We start from the raw sequence: 16,322 nt of genomic DNA on the forward strand, positions 1-16,322 counted from the left end.
TCCGGGCGGGCCCGGCCACGCCCCGCCGCGGGCTCGCGAACCGCGCGCAGGGCGCGAACCCCGCGTGGAAAGCGGCGCGGCCGAGCCGCGCGCCGTTCGCGCACAGGGGCTGCGCCCGTGACCCTTTAGCGCTGTAATGGCCAACGTGGTCGGTGAGGGCGCTGCGGGACGCAGCACGAGAACGCTGCGCGCCGAAGGTGCCCTGAGCGCGATCGCGGCCGACCCCCAGGCGCCCGACCGGCTGCGCCGCGTCCTGGAGCAGGCGCTCGTGTTCGCGGGGGCCGCCTTCGCGGGCTTCTACACCCTCGGCGAGGACGGCGAGCTGCTGTGCCTGGCGGAGGCCGCCGGGCTGCCCCGCACCCTGTGCGGGGTGCGCGACTGCTACTCCGCCACCGGCCACACCCCGGTCGCCGAGGCGCACCGGGGCCGCGCGGTGTGGCTCGGCCCGAGGGACCTCGCCGCCCAGTCCCAGTCGCGCCGCACGCCCCGCCGCGAGTTCCACCTCGCCGCGCTGCCCGTGCGCCACGACGGCGGCGGCTGTCTGCTCGCGGTGAGCGAGCGGCCCGGCGGCTTCGACGACGGCGACCGGGAGTGCCTCGGCCTCGTCGCGGACGCCGTCGCCTTCCCCGCGCCGCCGGTCACCGCCGAGGGCGCGGACCTGCCGCCGGGCGGCTTCAGCCTCGCCATGGACACCGGCCGGGTCCGGGTGCACGACGACGTCCTGGAACTGTTCGGACTGGACCCGGACGACTTCGACGGACGGGTGGAGACCCTGCTGGGCCTGACCGTCCCCGAGGACCTGCCCTCGCTGATGTCCGTGGTGGAGGCCGACCACATGACGATCGGCGACCGCGAGCTGGAGTTCCGGGTGCTCCAGCCCGACGGACCGCCCCGGTGGCTGCGGCTGCGCGGCCGGCTGGAGCACGGCGGCGAGGGGCGTCCGGCCCGTCTCGTCGGCACCGTCACCGACGCCTCCAAGCTGCGCGCCGACGTCACCGACGTGGCCCGGGTGCAGCGCCTGGCCGCCGCCCTGTCGACCGCCGTCACCGTGCGGGACGTCGGCAAGGCCGTGGTGGCCGCCCTACGCCGCCCGCTGCGCGCCGACCGGATCGCGCTCGCCGAGCTGGAGAGCGACCGGCTGGTCGTCACCGTCCTCGACCCGCCCGAGCCGGAGGCCTGGCCCGAGGTGTGGCGGTCGGAGTGGCGCACCGAGTGGCCCGACGCACCCGTGCGCACCATGCCGACCCTGGCCGCCGCCCTGCGCGAGGGCCGCCCCACGATATGGCCGGCCGGCTCCCCGCTGGAACCGGCCCTCGCCGAGGTCGGCCCGGGCGGGCTCGCCGTACTGCCGCTGCCCGCCGGCAACCGCATGGCCGGCGCCTGCCTCGTCGGCTGGGACGCCCCGCACGACATCGGCGCGGACGAGCGCACCCTCCTCACCGCCGCCGCCAACCTGGCAGGGCAGGCCCTGATGCGGGCGCGCGCCTTCGACGCCGAGCACGAGCTGGTCGGCATGCTCCAGCGCCAGCTGCTGCCGCGCCGCCTGCCCCGGCTGCCGGGCGCGGTCGCCGTCGCCCGCTATCTGCCCAGCACCGCCGGACTGGAGCTCGGCGGCGACTGGTACGACGTCATCCCGCTGCCCGACAACCACGTCGCCCTCGTCATCGGCGACGTGCAGGGCCACAGCGCGGGCGCCGCCACCCTCATGGGGCAGATGCGCACCGCCCTGCGCGCCTACGCCGTCGAGGGCCACCCCCCGGACGTGGTGGTCTCGCACGCCAACCGGCTCCTCGTCGACCTGGAGACCGACCTCTTCGCCACCTGCTGCTACGTCGACGTCGACATGGAGGCCGGGTCCGCCTGGTGCGTGCGCGCCGGGCATCTCCCGCCGGTGCTGCGTCACCCGGACGGACGCACCGAGATCGCCGAGGCGGAGGGCGGCCCGCCGCTCGGGGTGGTGCGGCAGTGCGACTTCCCCATGAGCCCGCTGCGGCTCCAGCCCGGCACGCTGGTCGCCCTCACCACGGACGGCCTGGTCGAGTCGCCCGACTCGGACATCGACGCGGGCATGGAGCGGTTCGCCCGGCAGGTGGGGGCCTCCGACCCGGCCGACCTCGGGCCGGTCGCGGACGCGCTGCTCGGCAAGGCGCTCCGCAGCGACGACGTCGCGCTGCTGCTGATGCGCTACGACGGCATGGACACCCGCCCGCTGCGGGAGAGCTGGACGGTGTGGCGGGTCCCGCAGGCGGTCGGGCACGCCCGCCGCTTCACCCGGCGCACCCTGCGTTCCTGGGGCGTCACCGAGGAGATCGACGCGCCGCTGCTCGCCGTGTCCGAACTGGTCACCAACGCTCTGGTGCACACCGACGGCAAGGTCCGCCTCGACCTCACCCTGATCGGGGACCGGCTGCGCATCGCCGTCGCGGACTCGTCCCCGCGCTCGCCGGTGAAGCCCACCAGCATCGGCTGGGAGGCCACCGGGGGCCGCGGCATCCTCCTCGTCGAGGCGGTGTCGGCGGCCTGGGGCACCCTGCCGGTCAGCGGCGGCAAACAGGTCTGGGCGGAGTTCACCGTACGGCACTGACGGTGCGCCCGCCGCGTCGCGGGTACCCGGCCCCTTCACCGAGCCGGCCGACGAGGCCGGGCGAGCCGAGGGAAGGGAACCGCCATGGCCCAGTACGTCCGCGACATCATGACCGCCGCCCCGGTGTCCGTCGGACCGTACACGTCCGTCGCGCAGGCCGCCCGCCTGATGCGGGACCACGACCTCGGAGCCGTGCTGGTCACCGACGACGGGCAGCTGCGGGGACTGGTCACCGACCGGGACCTGGTCGTGCGTTCGGTCGCCGACGGCGTCGACCCCGAGGAGACCACCGTGGTCCGCGCGTGCAGCGAGGACCTGGTGACCGTACGGCCCGACGACGAGCTGGACCTCGCGGTGCGGCTGATGCGGGAACACGCCGTACGGCGCGTCCCGGTGGTCGACGGCGAACACCCGGTCGGCGTCCTGTCGTTGGGGGACGTCGCCCTGGAGCGCGACCCGGACTCCGCCCTCGCCGACATCAGGGCCGCCCGCCCGCACCCGTGAACTCTCCACGTAAGTGCCGAAGTTGCACATTTTCCCGCGTGCGGTGTTTGACCGGCGGGGCGCCGGGGGACCCGGCCCGCCGGTGACCACAGAAGGAAGATGATGTGACGTGATCGCGGAGAGCACTGACAAGCCCCGAACCCGGCGTCCGGAGACCGGCTGGGCACGCGCACGGCGGCTGCGCGGCCAGGAACCGCTGCGGACCTGCCTGCCGGCGGTCGACCGGGACACCACGCCGGCCGCACCGGTCGTCGTGGCCGAGGAGAACATCGTGCGGGGCGAGGACTGACTCCCGCGGGGACCGAACCCCCGTCGCCGTTCACCGGGCCCGCATCCCGCGGGGTGCGCGGCCCGGCGGCGTGTACGCGCCCCTCACCGCTCCCCACGTCTAGGCTGCCCACCGTGCGTCTGCTCCTGATGTCCGACACCCATCTGCCGAAACGCGCCAAGAAGCTCCCCGAGCAACTGCTGGAGGAGATCCCCCGTGCCGACGTCGTCGTGCACGCGGGGGACTGGGTCGACACCGACGCCCTCGACCTGCTGGAGAGCCGTAGCCGCAGGCTCCTCGCCGTGTACGGCAACAACGACGGCCCCGCGCTGCGCACCCGGCTCCCCGAGGTGGCCCGCGCGGAACTCGGGGGGCTGCGCTTCGGGGTGATCCACGAGACGGGTCCCGCGCAGGGGCGGGAGAAACGGTGCGCCGAGCGCTTCCCGGATCTCGACGTGCTCGTGTTCGGACACAGTCACATCCCGTGGGACACCACGGCTCCCACGGGACTTCGCTTGCTCAATCCGGGGTCCCCGACGGATCGCCGCCGACAGCCCCACTGCACCTATATGACCGTCACGGCCGACGACGGCCGGCTCTCGGAGGTGGCCCTCCACCTGTTGCCGCCGCGTTGACGGTCCGGACCGCTTCGCCTCGGTGGAAACGGCCCGGGCGCTGCGAGTAGATGCGACTCTTCCACGGACCCCCTTCCATCGATCGGAGGTGATACGTGGCGACTACCCGTACCCGTACGGCTCACACACCCCGGCCGACGTTCTTCTTCCGGGCGTTCCGCCGCCGTACCCGCAGCACGGACACGGCCACCGCCACGACCGCCGCCAGCGCCGCGACGGCCCGCGCGGCGACCGGCAGTCCCGCGGTGCGCAGGAGGTCGAGCGGCTCCTGTGACGCGGGCCGCGGGGTCGTGACCTCCGCGGGCCCCTTGGTGCCGGCGGCCGTGGGCTGCTCGGAAGCCTCGTCGGGGGCCGTGGGCTGCTCGGGAGCCTCCTCGGCCCGCTCCGTCAGCCGCTCCGCGAGGCACGCCGCGAACTGGCCGATGACGCGCTCGCCCACCTCGCTCAGCACACCCCGCCCGAACTGCGCGGGCCGTCCCGTCACCGTCAGGTCGGTGTGCACGGTCACCGCCGTCACCCCGTCCCGCTCGCTCAGCGTGCCGGTCACCGTGGCGCGGGCCGTGCCCTGACCCCGCGCGTCCCTGCCGCCCGCCACCAGCACCACCCGGCGCGCCTGTTCGTCCCGCTCCTCGAAGACGGCGGTGCCCTTGTAGGTGACGGTCACCGGGCCCACCTTGACCCGCACCGACCCGGTCACCGTCTTGTCGTCGTACTCCTCCACGGACGCCCCCGGCAGACAGGGCGTGACCCGTTCGATGTCGAGGAGGGCCCTCCAGGCGTCGTCGACCGGGACGGGCACCGTGAACTCGTGACGCAGCTCCATGACTTCCTCCTGTCAGGCGGGGGCGGCGGGCGGGGCGGCGGACGGACCGGCGGCCGGCCGGGGCGGGTGCACCGCACCGCGGGTCGCGGTGAGCGGCGCGCCCGAGCCGCCCCAGCGCAGGGCGACGATCTCGGCGGCCACGGACACAGCCACCTCCTCGGGCGTACGGGCGCCGAGGTCCAGGCCCACCGGGGAGCGCAGCCGGGACAGCTCCGCCTCGCTCAGCCCGGCCTCCCGCAGGCGCGCGGCACGGTCCTCGTGGGTGCGGCGGCTGCCCATCGCGCCGATGTACGCGGCCGGGCGGCGCAGCGCCTCGGTCAGCAGCGGCACGTCGAACCTGGGGTCGTGGGTGAGCACGCAGATCACCGTGCGGTCGTCGGTGTCCGTGTCCGCCAGGTAGCGGTGCGGCCACTCCACGGCCACCTCCGCCTCCCCGGGGAAGCGCCGGGCCGTGGCGAACACCGGGCGGGCGTCGCACACGGTCACCCGGTAGCCGAGGAACACACCGATCCGGGCGACGGCCGCCGCGTAGTCGATCGCGCCGAAGACGAGCATGCGCGGCGGCGGGGCGAAGCTCTGCAGGAACACCTCCACCGCGTCCTCGCGCCGCTGCCCCTCGGGGCCGTAGTGACGCAGCCCGGTGGCACCGAGGGCGAGTTCACCGCGCGCGTCCGCCGTGACCGCCACGTCGAGACCCTCTGTGCCGAGGGTGCCGGCGACCCGGCCGGGCCACACGGCGAGGGTTGCGCCGCGCCGCGCGGGACCCGAGGTGACCGTCGCCACCGTCACCGGCTCGCCCGCCGCCACCGACGCGGCGACCTCGCCGAACGCGGGGTCCAGCTCCGGCGTCACCGGCCGCACCAGCAGGGTGATCTCGCCGCCGCAGGTCAGGCCGACCGCGAAGGCGTCCTCGTCGCTGTAGCCGAAGGTCTCCAGGCGCGCCTCGCCGTCGGCGACCACCTCCCGCGCCAGCTCGAACACCGCGCCCTCCACGCAGCCCCCGGAGACGCTGCCCACCACCTCGTCGTCCGGGCCGACCGCCATCGCCGCCCCCGGGTCACGCGGCGCGCTGCGGCTCACCCCGACGACCGTGGCCAGTCCGAACGGCGCCCCGGCCGCGTACCAGCGGCCGAGCACCGGCAGAACGTCACGCACCATCCGCTCCTTCCCGGGGGATCCCCTCCGGCGGGCGGCCTCCCCGCACCACCGCCGCCAGCCGCTCCAGCGCGGCGAGACTGTGCCCCTCGACGAACGCGTCCACGCTCGGCAGCGCCGCCGCCATCCCGGCCGCGAGGGGCGCGTAACCGGGCCGCCCCTTCAGCGGATTGGCCCAGATCAGGCGGTGCGCCAGCCGGTGCAAGCGTCGCATCCCCTCGGCGAGCAGCTCGGGATCGCCACGCTCCCAGCCGTCCGACAGCAGCACCACGACCGCCCCGCGGGCCGTCCCACGCCGCCCCCACCGGTCCAGGAATTCCTTGAGCAGCTCCCCGAGCCGGGTCCCGCCGCGCCAGTCGGGCACCGCCCGCGCCACGGCCGCCATCGCCGCGTCCGGGTCCCGGTGCGCCATCGCGCGGGTGACCCGGGTGAGCCGGGTGCCGACGGTGAACACCTCGGTGTGCCCTCCGCGCGCGGCGGCGTGCGCGAACCGCAGCAGGGCGTCCGCGTACGGCGCCATCGACCCGCTGACGTCCACCAGGAGCACCACCCGGCGCGGACGCTCGGCCCGCACCCGGTGCCGGAGACGTACCGGCTCCCCGCCGTTGCGCAGCAGCGCGCGCACCGTGCGGCGCGGGTCGTTCTCCCCGCGCCGGGCCGGACGGCGCCGCGCGGTGCGCCGCACCGGGCCGCGCAGCGCGAACGCCGCCAGCAGCCGCCGTACCTGCTCCCGCTCGGCCGCGCTCAGCTCGGCCACGTCCCGGTGGCGCAGCACGTCGGTGGAGGCGGCCGGCGCGGGCAGCCGCGGCGCCCGCTCCTCAGGGGCGCCCGGTCTCCCGGTCGGAACGGCCGCGTTCCGCAGGACCGGGCGCAGCCGCGGTGGCGCCGGGGCCGGGGGACGCGGGACGGCCTGCTCGCCGCCACCGAACCACGCCGCGAACTCCCGCTCGTAGCGCGGCAGGTCGTCCGGGCCGCCGCACAGGGTCAGCCGGCCCGCCCAGTACACGTCCGTCCGCGCCCACGGCCGCAGCGCCTCCGTCGCGCGCAGGAACGCCCGTACCCGCTCCCCGCTCACCTCCGCCCCGGCCGCGCGCAGCCGCCGGGCGAACCCGACGAGCAGCGCGGCCGGATCAGCGGCGGCCTCGGACGCCACAGCGGTCACCCCCGCCCCGCCAGCACCGCCGCGAAGTCCAGGCCCCGCGCGCGGTCCGCGTCCTCGCGGTACTTCAGCACCGAGCCCAGCGTGGCCGTCGCCAGGGACGCGTCCACCTCGCTCGCGCCCAGCGCGTGCAGCGCGCGCACCCAGTCGATGGTCTCCGCGACCCCGGGCGGCTTCACCAGATCCTGCCGCCGCAGCTCCTGCACCAGCGCCGTCACCTGCTCCGCGAGCCGTGCCGTGACCTCCGGCAGCCTCCGCCGCACGATGGCCAGTTCACGGGCGAGGTCCGGGTGGTCGAACCAGTGGTACAGACAGCGCCGCTTCAGCGCGTCGTGCACCTCACGGGTGCGGTTGGAGGTGAGCACCACCAGCGGCGGCGTCTCCGCCCGCACCGTGCCCAGCTCGGGAATCGTCACCGCGAAGTCCGACAGCAGCTCCAGCAGGAACGCCTCGAACTCGTCGTCCGCGCGGTCGATCTCGTCCACCAGCAGCACGCACGGAGCGCTCTCCAGCGCCCGCAGCAGCGGCCGGGCGAGCAGATGACGCCGGTCGTACAGCGCGCCCTCCAGCTTCTCCGGGTCGGTGACCCCGGCCGCCTCGGACGCCCGCAGCCGCAGCAGCTGACGCGGGAAGTCCCAGTCGTACAGGGCCTGCGAGGCGTCGATGCCCTCGTGGCACTGCAACCGGATCAGAGGCGCTTCCAGCACCTCCGCGAGGGCGGACGCGAGCGCGGTCTTGCCCGTGCCCGCGTCGCCCTCGCAGAACACCGGCCGGTTCAGCCGCAGTGCCAGGAAGCACGCGATCGCCAGCCCCTCGTCGACGAGGTAGCCCGTCTCCTCCAGGGCGGCCCGCACCTGCTCCGGGCCGCCCGGCCACTCCTCGGCGGTGATGGGTCCCTCACCCCATTCCGGCGGCGGCGAGCACCGCCCGCCCGGTCAGCACCCGCGCCAGATGCGCCCGGTACTCCGGCGAGGCGGAGGTGTCCCGCGACGGCCGGGTGCCCTCGGCCGCCTCCCTGGCCGCCCGCTTCACGGCGGCGGCGTCGCCCGCTCCCGCGAGCGCCTCCTCGGCCGCCGGGGCGCGCAGCGGGGTCGAGCCCATGTTGGTCAGCCCCACCCGCGCCTCGGCGATGCTCCCGTTGTCGCGCCGCACCAGCGCGGCCACGCCGACGATCGCGTACGCCTGCGCCACCCGCTGGAACTTCTCGTAGTGGAAGCCCCAGCCGTCGGTCGACGGCAGCCGTACCTCCACGAGCAGCTCGTCCGGCGCCAGCGCGGTCTCCAGGTAGTCGGTGAAGAACTCGCGGGCGGGGATCGTGCGCCGGCCGCGCGGCCCCACCGCGACCAGCTCCCCCTCCAGCGCCAGGATCACGGCCGGCAGATCGGCGGCCGGGTCGGCGTGCGCCAGCGACCCGCCGAGGGTGCCCCGGTGCCGTACGGCCGGGTCGGCGACCGTCGCCGTGGCGGCGGCCAGCAGACCGGCGTGCCGGCGCACCAGCGCGTCGCGCAGCACGTCGTGGTGCGTCGTCATCGCGCCGACGACCAGCGTGTCGCCCTCCATGCGGCTGCCGCGCAGCCCCGGGACGCGGCCGGTGTCGACGAGCAGCTGCGGGAACGCCATCCGCAGCCGCATCAGCGGCAGCAGGCTCTGCCCGCCGGCCAGCACCTTCGCGTCCTCGCCGCCGTCGGCGAGGGCCCGCACCGCCTCCTCGACGGTGTGCGGGCGGACGTAGTCGAACGCGGGGGGAATCATGCCGGGTCCTCCTCACCGTGGATCGCCCGCCACACCCGCTCCGGGGTGCACGGCATGGGCACGTCCCTCACGCCCAGCGGCCTCAGCGCGTCCACGATCGCGCCGACCACCGCCGGGGTGGAGGCGATCGTTCCCGCCTCCCCGACGCCCTTCACCCCGAGCGGGTTCGACTCGGCGGGCGTCTCCGTCCGGTCCGTCACGAAGTCCGGCAGGTCCACGGCCGACGGCACCAGGTAGTCGGCCATCGTGCCGGACAGCAGGTTGCCGTCGTCGTCGTACACGGCCTCCTCGTACAGCGCCTGCGCGATGCCCTGCGCGAGCCCGCCGTGCACCTGGCCCTCGACGATCATCGGGTTGACCACCCGGCCCACGTCGTCCACGCACACGTAGGAGCGGATGCGGGTCATGCCGGTCTCGGTGTCCACCTCCACCGCGCACAGATGGGTGCCGTGCGGGTAGGAGAAGTTCTCCGGGTCGAGGACGTGCCCGGCGTTGATCGTGGGTTCCATGCCGTCGGGCAGGTCGTGCGAGGTGAACGCCTCGAACGCCACCTCCTGGATGGTCTTCCGCGCCTCCGGCGATCCCTTCACCGAGAACACGCCGCCGGTGAACTCCAGGTCCCGCTCGCTCGCCTCCAGCAGATGCGCCGCGACCTTCCGCGCCTTGTCGACCACCTTGCGGGCCGCGTGGTGCACGGCCGCGCCGCCCACCACCAGCGAGCGCGAGCCGTAGGTGTCCATGCCCTGCGGGGCCGCCCGGGTGTCGCCGTGCACCACCTCGACGTCCTCGAACGGCACGCCCAGCACGTCCGCCGCGATCTGGCTCCAGGACGTCACATGCCCCTGCCCGTGCGGGCTGGTCCCGGTGACCACCTCGACCTTGCCGGTGGGCAGCATGCGGATGCTCGCCGCCTCCCAGCCGCCCGCCGCGTACCGCAGGTCCCGCAGCACCCGGCTCGGCGCCAGCCCGCACATCTCGGTGTACGTCGACACCCCGATGCCGAGCCGTACGGTGTCCCCGCGCTCGTCGCGCTTGCGCTGCTCCTCGCGCAGCTCGTCGTAGCCGAACAGGGCGAGCGCCTTGTCGGTGGCCGCCTCGTAGTTGCCGCTGTCGTAGGTGAGCCCCGCGATCGAGTCGTACGGGAACTCCTCGTGCCGGATCCAGTTGCGGCGCCGCAACTCCACCGGGTCCATGCCGAGTTCGGCGGCCAGCTCGTCCATGATCCGCTCGATGGCGTACGTCGCCTCCGGGCGTCCCGCGCCGCGGTAGGCGTCGGTGGGGGTGCGGGTGGTGAACACGCCGGTGCAGCGGAACTCGTAGGAGTCCATCTTGTAGATCGCCGGGTACATGAACGCGCCGAGGATCGGCACGCCCGGGGTGACCAGCATCAGATACGCGCCCATGTCGGCGAGCAGGTCCACCTTCAGGCCGCGCAGCCTGCCGTCCCGGTCGGCGGCGATCTCCACGTCCTGGATCATGCCGCGGCCGTGATGGGTGGCGAGGTAGCCCTCGGAGCGGGACTCGGTCCACTTCACGGGCCGGCCGAGACGCCGCGCGACCGCCAGCGCGATCGCCTCCTCGCCGTACACCTGGAGCTTCGAGCCGAAGCCGCCGCCCACGTCGGGCGCGACGACCCGCAGTTTGTGCTCGGGTATCCCGGTGACCATGGCGAGCATCACCCGCAGGATGTGCGGGATCTGCGTGGCCGAGTACACCGTGTACTCGCCGGACGCGGCGAGCGGCGTGACCACGACCGCGCGCGGCTCCATCGCGTTGGCGATGAGCCGTTGCTGGTGGTAGCGGCGCTTGAGCACCACCTCGGCGCGCTCGCGGACCGCCGCGTAGTCCTCACCGGCCCTCAGCGGCCAGTCGTAACAGCGGTTCGTGCCCTTGTCGGCGTGGACCAGCGGCGCGTCCTCGGCGAGCGCCGCCTCCAGGTCGAGGACCGCGGGCAGCGGCTCGTACTCGACCTCGACCGCCTCCAGCGCGTCCGCCGCCGCGTACCGGTCGCGGGCCACCACGACCGCCACCGGGTCGCCGGCGTGCCGCACCTCGTCCACGGCGAGCGGCGGATGGTCCGGGTGCACCATGTCCTCGGTCACCGGCCACGCGCACGGCAGCGATCCCATCCCCTCCGCGAGATCGCTTCCCGTGAACGCGGCCACCACGCCCGGGAGTTCCCGGGCGGGGGAGACGTCGACGCGCTCCAGGCGCGCGTGCGCCATGGGGCTGCGCAGGATCGCCAGGTGCAGCATCCCGGCGGCCTGGATGTTGTCGGTCCAGTTCGTCTGGCCGGTGAGCAGCCGCGCGTCCTCCTTGCGCAGCCGCGCCCGGCCCACCTCGGCCTCGACGGCGCCCTCGGTCATGTCCGCACCTCCTCGTCGGAGGCGGCGGCCAGCACCGCGCGCACGATGTTCTGGTAGCCGGTGCAGCGGCACAGGTTGCCCTCCAGGGCGTGCCGCACCTCGTCGGCCGTGGGGCGGGGGTTCTCCTTCAGCAGGTCACGGGCCGCCATCAGCATGCCGGGCGTGCAGTAGCCGCACTGCAGCGCGTGCCGTTCGTGGAAGGCCTTCTGCAGGCCCGTCCACTCGCCGTCGGTGCTCAGGCCCTGCACGGTCGTCACCGCACAGCCGTCGGCCTGGACGGCCAGGACCGAGCAGCTCTTGACGCTGACCCCGTCCAGGTCGACGGTGCAGGCCCCGCAGTTGGAGGTGTCGCACCCGACGGGCGTCCCCGTCAGGCCGAGCCGGTCGCGCAGATGGTGGACCAGCAGCAGACGGGGCTCCACGTCGTCCTCGTACGTCGTGCCGTCCACCTTCACCGAGATACGGGTCATGTGCCCTCCCAGAAGCGTGCGAGGGGTACCGGTCGGTCGCCGGACGTGATGCGCGTCACTCTAAAGCGACGGTTCGTGACGGGGCGAGAGGCGGGACGGCGGTTTTTGTTGAGCATTAATCCGTTGTGCGTCCCGTGCCCGTCTGGTCCACTGCCGGAAGACCCGACCAGAAGCGAGGAGAAGGCCGTGCGCGCACCGTTCATGTCCCCCCAGGAAGGAACTCACCACTCTTCGAAGGACATGACGCTTCGTGCACGTGCTCAATCTGGGAATCCTCGCCCATGTCGACGCCGGTAAGACCAGCCTGACCGAGCGGCTCCTGCACACCGCGGGGGTGATCGAGGAGATCGGCAGCGTCGACGCCGGCAGCACCACCACCGACACCCTCGCGCTGGAGCGCCGGCGCGGCATCACCATCAAGTCCGCCGTCGTCTCGTTCCCGCTCGACGACATCACCGTCAACCTGCTGGACACTCCCGGCCACCCCGACTTCGTCGCCGAGGTGGAGCGGGTGCTCGGCGTGCTCGACGGCGCCGTGCTGGTGCTCTCCGCCGTCGAGGGCGTCCAGGCACGCACCAGGGTGCTGATGCGCGTCCTGCGCCGGCTGTGCCTGCCCACCCTGATCTTCGTCAACAAGATCGACCGCCGCGGGGCGCGCGAGGCGGACCTGCTCCGTGAGATCGCGGCGCGCCTCACCCCGTCGATCGTGCCCATGGGGACCACCGAGCGGCTCGGCACCCGGGACGCCCGGTTCGTGCCCGGCCCGGTGCCGGCCGCCCTGGACGTCCTCGCCGACCACGACGACGGCCTGCTCGCCGCGTACGTGGACGGCACGCTCACCCCGGCCCGGGTGCGGGAGGCCGTGGCCGGGCAGACCCGCCAGGCCCTCGTCCACCCGGTGTTCCTCGGCTCCGCCGTCACCGGCGCGGGCGTCGGCGAACTGCTCGACGGAGTGCGGGAGTTGCTGCCCCCGTCCGGCGGCTCGCCCGACGGGCCGCTCTCCGGCACGGTGTTCAAGGTGGAGCGGGGACCCGCGGGGGAGAAGATCGCCTACGCGCGCCTGTTCTCCGGCACCCTGCGCACCCGCGACCGCATCCCCTTCGGCGCGGGGACCCTCACGGAGGGGCGGGTCACCGGGCTCAGCGTCTTCGACCACGGCGCCGACAGCCGCGCCGACGCCGTGGAGGCGGGCCGGATCGCCCGGCTGTGGGGCCTCACGGACGTCCGTGTCGGTGACGCGATCGGCGAACCCCCCAAGGAGCAGCGGCAGTTCTTCTCGCCGCCCACCCTCGAGACCGTCGTGGTGCCCGGCACGGGCGTCGACCCCGGCGAGCTGCACCTGGCCCTCGCGCAGCTCGCCGAGCAGGACCCGCTGATCGGCCTGCGCCACGACGAACGACGGCGCGAGACCTCCGTGTCGCTCTACGGCGAGGTGCAGAAGGAGGTCATCCAGGCCACCCTCGCCGAGGAGTACGGCCTCGACGTCGCCTTCCGCGGCACCATTCCGCTCTGCATCGAACGGCCCGCCGGGACCGGATCCGCCGCCGAGTTCGTCAAGGGCGACGGCAACCCGTTCCTCGCCACGGTCGGCCTGCGCGTCGACCCCGCGCCGCCCGGCTCCGGCGTCGACTTCCGCCTGGAGGTCGAACTGGGCTCCATGCCGTACGCCTTCTTCAAGGCGGTCGAGGACACCGTGCGGGCCACGCTCGCGCAGGGGCTGCGCGGCTGGCAGGTCACCGACTGCGTGGTCACCATGACCCACTGCGGGTACTGCCCCCGCCAGAGCCACGCCCACCAGGGCTTCGACAAGAGCATGTCGAGCACCGGCGCCGACTTCCGGGGGCTCACCCCGCTGGTCCTGACGGATGCGCTGCGACGGGCGGGCACCGTGGTGCACGAGCCCGTCCACCGCTTCCGCATCGAGGCCCCGGGGGACACCCTGGGCGCCCTGCTGCCGGTGCTGGGCAGCCTCGGCGCGCTGCCCGGCACGACGGACACCCTCGGCGCGCTGTGCGTGCTGGAGGGCACGGTGCCGGCGGCGCGGGTGCGGGAACTGGAGCAGCACCTGCCGGGGCCGACCCGGGGCGAGGGCGAGCTGGATTGCCGGTTCGGCCACTACGCGCCCGTCACCCACGGTCCCGTGCCGTCCCGCCCCCGCACCGACCACAACCCGCTGGACCGCAGGGAGTACCTGCTCAACGTGACGCGTCGGGTGGGGAGTTGATGCCGGTTTTCGGAGGGTGGCGAGTTGCATCCGGCTTTCCGGGTGCCGGTCAGCCGCCCGACGGGCCGGTCCAGCCCTCCCGCACATGCCCGAGACGCACCCGCTGCGGGTGGTCGCCGACCGGGACCGACACGGTCTTCTCGCCCGTCGCGAAGTCGATCGCGGTGACCTGGTCGGCGCCGCTCTCGGAGACCACGCAGGACTCCCCGTCGCCGCTGACGGTCGCCCAGTACGGCTTGGCGACGGGGACCAGCGGGCCGTGCTCGAAGGTGTCGCGGTCGACGACGGTCGCGTAGTCGTCCATGGTGCCCGCCACGCACAGTTTGGCGCCGTCGGGCTTCATGGTGATGCCGTGGTGGCGCGAGTCGTTGACCCAGGTGGTGCGGTCCTCGCTGGTGGAGGGGTTCTTCGGCAGGGTCTTGACGCGGCTGATCCGGTCGGTGGTGACGTCGTACTCGAAGAAGCCGTTGAAGAACGACACCTGGAAGTACAGCTTCGACTCGTCGGGGGAGAAGGCGGCGGGGCGGACCGCGTCCGAGTAACCGGTGAAGCCGGCCGCGTCCAGCCGCTCCCGCATGTCGATGACCTTGACCTGCTGGAACGTCCGGGCGTCGGCGACCGTGATCTTGCGGTCGCCCTTCGTGAAGTCCAGCCAGGGCGCGTCCAGATCGGTGTTCACCTCGCCGATGGACATGTTCCAGATGTAGCGGCCGTCGCGGCTGAACACGTTCTCGTGCGGCTTGTCGCCGGTCCTGAACGTGCCGACCTCCTTGCCGGTCTCGATGTCCAGGACGTGCACGGTGTTGGACGTCGAGGCGGAGACGGCGACGCGCGTGCCGTCGGGGGAGACCGCCATGTGGTCGGAGCGGTAACCGGACACCGGGAAGCGCCAGTTGACGCGTCCGGTCGCCAGATCGAGGGAGACGACGTCCGCGAAGCTGGGCCGGGAGACCACCACCGCGGTGCCGTCCGGGGTGGAGTACATGTCGTCGACGAACTGGTCGTGGCCCTCGCCGACGGTGTTGCGGATGCCCATGAAGTAGATCCAGCGGATCGGGTTGGCGTTGATCTCCGCCATCCGCCGGTCCTTGTCGGGGACCACGTTGATCCGGCCGATCCGCCCGAAGTCGCCGCCGGACTCGATGACGTCGGCGGTGCCGTCCCAGTTGTTGCCCACGAACAGCACCTCCCGCAGCTCCGCGGAGGACGACAGGTCCGCGGAGGACGTCTGTCCGGCGGCGCTCGCGACGGCGCCGGGGGCGGTGAGGGTCAGGACGACGGCGGCGGCGAGGGTGCACAGATGCCTGCTGCGGATCGGCATGGCGGGGTCTCCTCTGCGGGTGGGGGCGCCATGATCGGGACATGCCAAGTGGAGGGAGTGGAATCTGAACAGACGTGCTTTCAGATTGAACTTACTGAAAAGTAGGGACGGTCAGGGGTTCTCCACAAGACCGCGGACACGACAAAATTGCCGGGCGCGGCGAGAGGAGAACCGGTGGCGGGCAGACTGAGCGCACCGAGCGGCCGGTACGCAGGGAAGTCCGCCGAGGAGCGGAAGGCCGAGCGGCGCCGGCGCTTCCTCGACGCGGCCCTGGAGCTCTTCGGCGCCGGACCCGGCTACCGGAACACCACCGTCACCGCCCTCAGCGAGGCCGCCGGCCTGTCCACCCGTCAGTTCTACGAGGAGTTCCGCACCCTGGAGGACGTCCTCGCCGCGCTGCACCTCCAGGTCAACGACTGGGCCGAGTCGGCGGTGCTCGCCGCGGCGGCCTCGACGGGGGACGCCCCGCTCGCCGAGCGCGCCACCGCGATCTTCCGCGCCTACGCCGCCGACGTCACCCGCGACCCGCGCCGCATCCGCATCGCCTTCGTCGAGATCATCGGGGTGAGCCCCCGCCTGGAGGAACAGCGGCTGGCCCGCCGCGCCCGGTGGGTCGACCTGATCTGCGCCGAGGCGGACGCGGCGGTCGCCCGCGGAGAGGCGGCGCCCCGCGACCACCGCCTCGCCGCGACGGGCTTCATCGGCAGCGTGAACGGGCTGCTGCACGACTGGAACGCGGGGTGGGTCGAGGCGAGCCTCGACGAGGTCGTGGACGAACTGGTCCGGCAGCTGCTGGCGATCCTGCGTCCGCCGGAGACGCCGGAGACGCCGGAGACGCGGGAGACGCGGGAGACGCGGGAGACGCGGGAGACGCCGGAGTCGTCGTAGCCGCGGGAGCCGCCGGGATCGCCGGAGGCGCCGGGGAGGCGGAAGACACCGGAGGCACCGAGGAGGCCGACTGCGCCGGATGCGCCGGGACCGCCGGACGCGTCGGACGCGTCGGACGAACCGGACGTGCCGACGCCGACCGCTTGACGGAGCGTCAACCGGTCGGCGTCGAG

The 16,322-nt window shown here is 74.0% G+C and carries 14 protein-coding genes; 6 read left to right on the top strand and 8 right to left on the bottom strand.

Annotation, left to right across the window (positions count from 1 at the left end; translation table 11 throughout):
• The first annotated feature begins 136 nt into the window (after nucleotides 1-136).
• The 4 genes from ACQY0Z_RS29260 to ACQY0Z_RS29275 all read left to right on the top strand — a co-directional run bounded on the left by ACQY0Z_RS29260 (nucleotide 137) and on the right by ACQY0Z_RS29275 (nucleotide 3,991).
• Nucleotides 137-2,584 carry a SpoIIE family protein phosphatase gene (locus tag ACQY0Z_RS29260; RefSeq protein ID WP_439813086.1) on the top strand — a complete coding sequence of 816 codons (2,448 nt, stop codon included), beginning with the start codon at nucleotides 137-139 and terminating at the stop codon, nucleotides 2,582-2,584.
• A gap of 84 nt (nucleotides 2,585-2,668) precedes the next feature.
• On the top strand, nucleotides 2,669-3,088 hold the full coding sequence (locus ACQY0Z_RS29265; RefSeq protein ID WP_189900245.1) for a CBS domain-containing protein: 420 nt from the start codon (nucleotides 2,669-2,671) through the stop codon (nucleotides 3,086-3,088).
• Nucleotides 3,089-3,197: 109 nt separating this feature from the next.
• Complete coding sequence (locus ACQY0Z_RS29270) at nucleotides 3,198-3,377, top strand: hypothetical protein (RefSeq protein WP_189900243.1); 180 nt, start codon at nucleotides 3,198-3,200, stop codon at nucleotides 3,375-3,377.
• A 113-nt stretch (nucleotides 3,378-3,490) separates the two neighbouring features.
• A complete protein-coding gene (locus tag ACQY0Z_RS29275; protein ID WP_381726660.1) occupies nucleotides 3,491-3,991 on the top strand; it encodes a metallophosphoesterase family protein in 501 nt (166 codons plus the stop codon).
• 121 nt (nucleotides 3,992-4,112) lie between these two features.
• Here the strand turns inward: ACQY0Z_RS29275 and ACQY0Z_RS29280 are convergent, their stop codons facing one another.
• Genes ACQY0Z_RS29280 through ACQY0Z_RS29310 form a run of 7 tightly spaced genes read right to left on the bottom strand, consistent with a single transcriptional unit; the run spans nucleotide 4,113 to nucleotide 11,716 of the window.
• Entirely contained in the window at nucleotides 4,113-4,814 is a 702-nt protein-coding gene (locus tag ACQY0Z_RS29280; RefSeq protein ID WP_439813087.1) for an SRPBCC family protein, read from the bottom strand.
• 12 nt (nucleotides 4,815-4,826) lie between these two features.
• Nucleotides 4,827-5,969: an XdhC family protein gene (locus ACQY0Z_RS29285; RefSeq protein ID WP_439813088.1), complete on the bottom strand. Its 1,143-nt coding sequence runs from the start codon at nucleotides 5,967-5,969 to the stop codon at nucleotides 4,827-4,829.
• A complete protein-coding gene (locus ACQY0Z_RS29290) occupies nucleotides 5,962-7,131 on the bottom strand; it encodes a vWA domain-containing protein (protein WP_347226037.1) in 1,170 nt (389 codons plus the stop codon). Before ACQY0Z_RS29290 ends, ACQY0Z_RS29285 begins: the two co-directional genes overlap by 8 nt.
• A complete protein-coding gene (locus tag ACQY0Z_RS29295; protein WP_189900233.1) occupies nucleotides 7,128-7,982 on the bottom strand; it encodes an AAA family ATPase in 855 nt (284 codons plus the stop codon). Before ACQY0Z_RS29295 ends, ACQY0Z_RS29290 begins: the two co-directional genes overlap by 4 nt.
• Before the next feature lie 43 nt (nucleotides 7,983-8,025).
• Nucleotides 8,026-8,880, bottom strand: coding sequence for an FAD binding domain-containing protein (locus ACQY0Z_RS29300; protein ID WP_439813089.1), 855 nt, complete (start codon nucleotides 8,878-8,880; stop codon nucleotides 8,026-8,028).
• Nucleotides 8,877-11,246: a xanthine dehydrogenase family protein molybdopterin-binding subunit gene (locus ACQY0Z_RS29305; RefSeq protein WP_439813090.1), complete on the bottom strand. Its 2,370-nt coding sequence runs from the start codon at nucleotides 11,244-11,246 to the stop codon at nucleotides 8,877-8,879. The genes ACQY0Z_RS29300 and ACQY0Z_RS29305 overlap by 4 nt, the downstream gene beginning before the upstream one ends.
• Nucleotides 11,243-11,716, bottom strand: coding sequence for a (2Fe-2S)-binding protein (locus ACQY0Z_RS29310; protein WP_381730823.1), 474 nt, complete (start codon nucleotides 11,714-11,716; stop codon nucleotides 11,243-11,245). Before ACQY0Z_RS29310 ends, ACQY0Z_RS29305 begins: the two co-directional genes overlap by 4 nt.
• Nucleotides 11,717-11,966: 250 nt before the next feature.
• Between ACQY0Z_RS29310 and ACQY0Z_RS29315 the strand changes: the two genes are divergently transcribed.
• Entirely contained in the window at nucleotides 11,967-13,940 is a 1,974-nt protein-coding gene (locus ACQY0Z_RS29315; RefSeq protein WP_439813091.1) for a GTP-binding protein, read from the top strand.
• 49 nt (nucleotides 13,941-13,989) lie between these two features.
• Here ACQY0Z_RS29315 and ACQY0Z_RS29320 read toward each other — a convergent pair whose 3' ends face one another.
• Nucleotides 13,990-15,261 carry a YncE family protein gene (locus ACQY0Z_RS29320; RefSeq protein ID WP_189900223.1) on the bottom strand — a complete coding sequence of 424 codons (1,272 nt, stop codon included), beginning with the start codon at nucleotides 15,259-15,261 and terminating at the stop codon, nucleotides 13,990-13,992.
• A 174-nt stretch (nucleotides 15,262-15,435) separates the two neighbouring features.
• On the opposite strand from ACQY0Z_RS29320, the gene ACQY0Z_RS29325 reads away from it, so the two are divergent.
• On the top strand, nucleotides 15,436-16,149 hold the full coding sequence (locus tag ACQY0Z_RS29325) for a TetR/AcrR family transcriptional regulator (RefSeq protein WP_439813092.1): 714 nt from the start codon (nucleotides 15,436-15,438) through the stop codon (nucleotides 16,147-16,149).
• Nucleotides 16,150-16,322: the final 173 nt, after the last annotated feature.

The sequence above is a fragment of the Streptomyces sp. P9-2 genome (assembly GCF_051903975.1).
In the GTDB taxonomy this organism is placed as follows: Bacteria; Actinomycetota; Actinomycetes; order Streptomycetales; family Streptomycetaceae; genus Streptomyces; species Streptomyces cellulosae.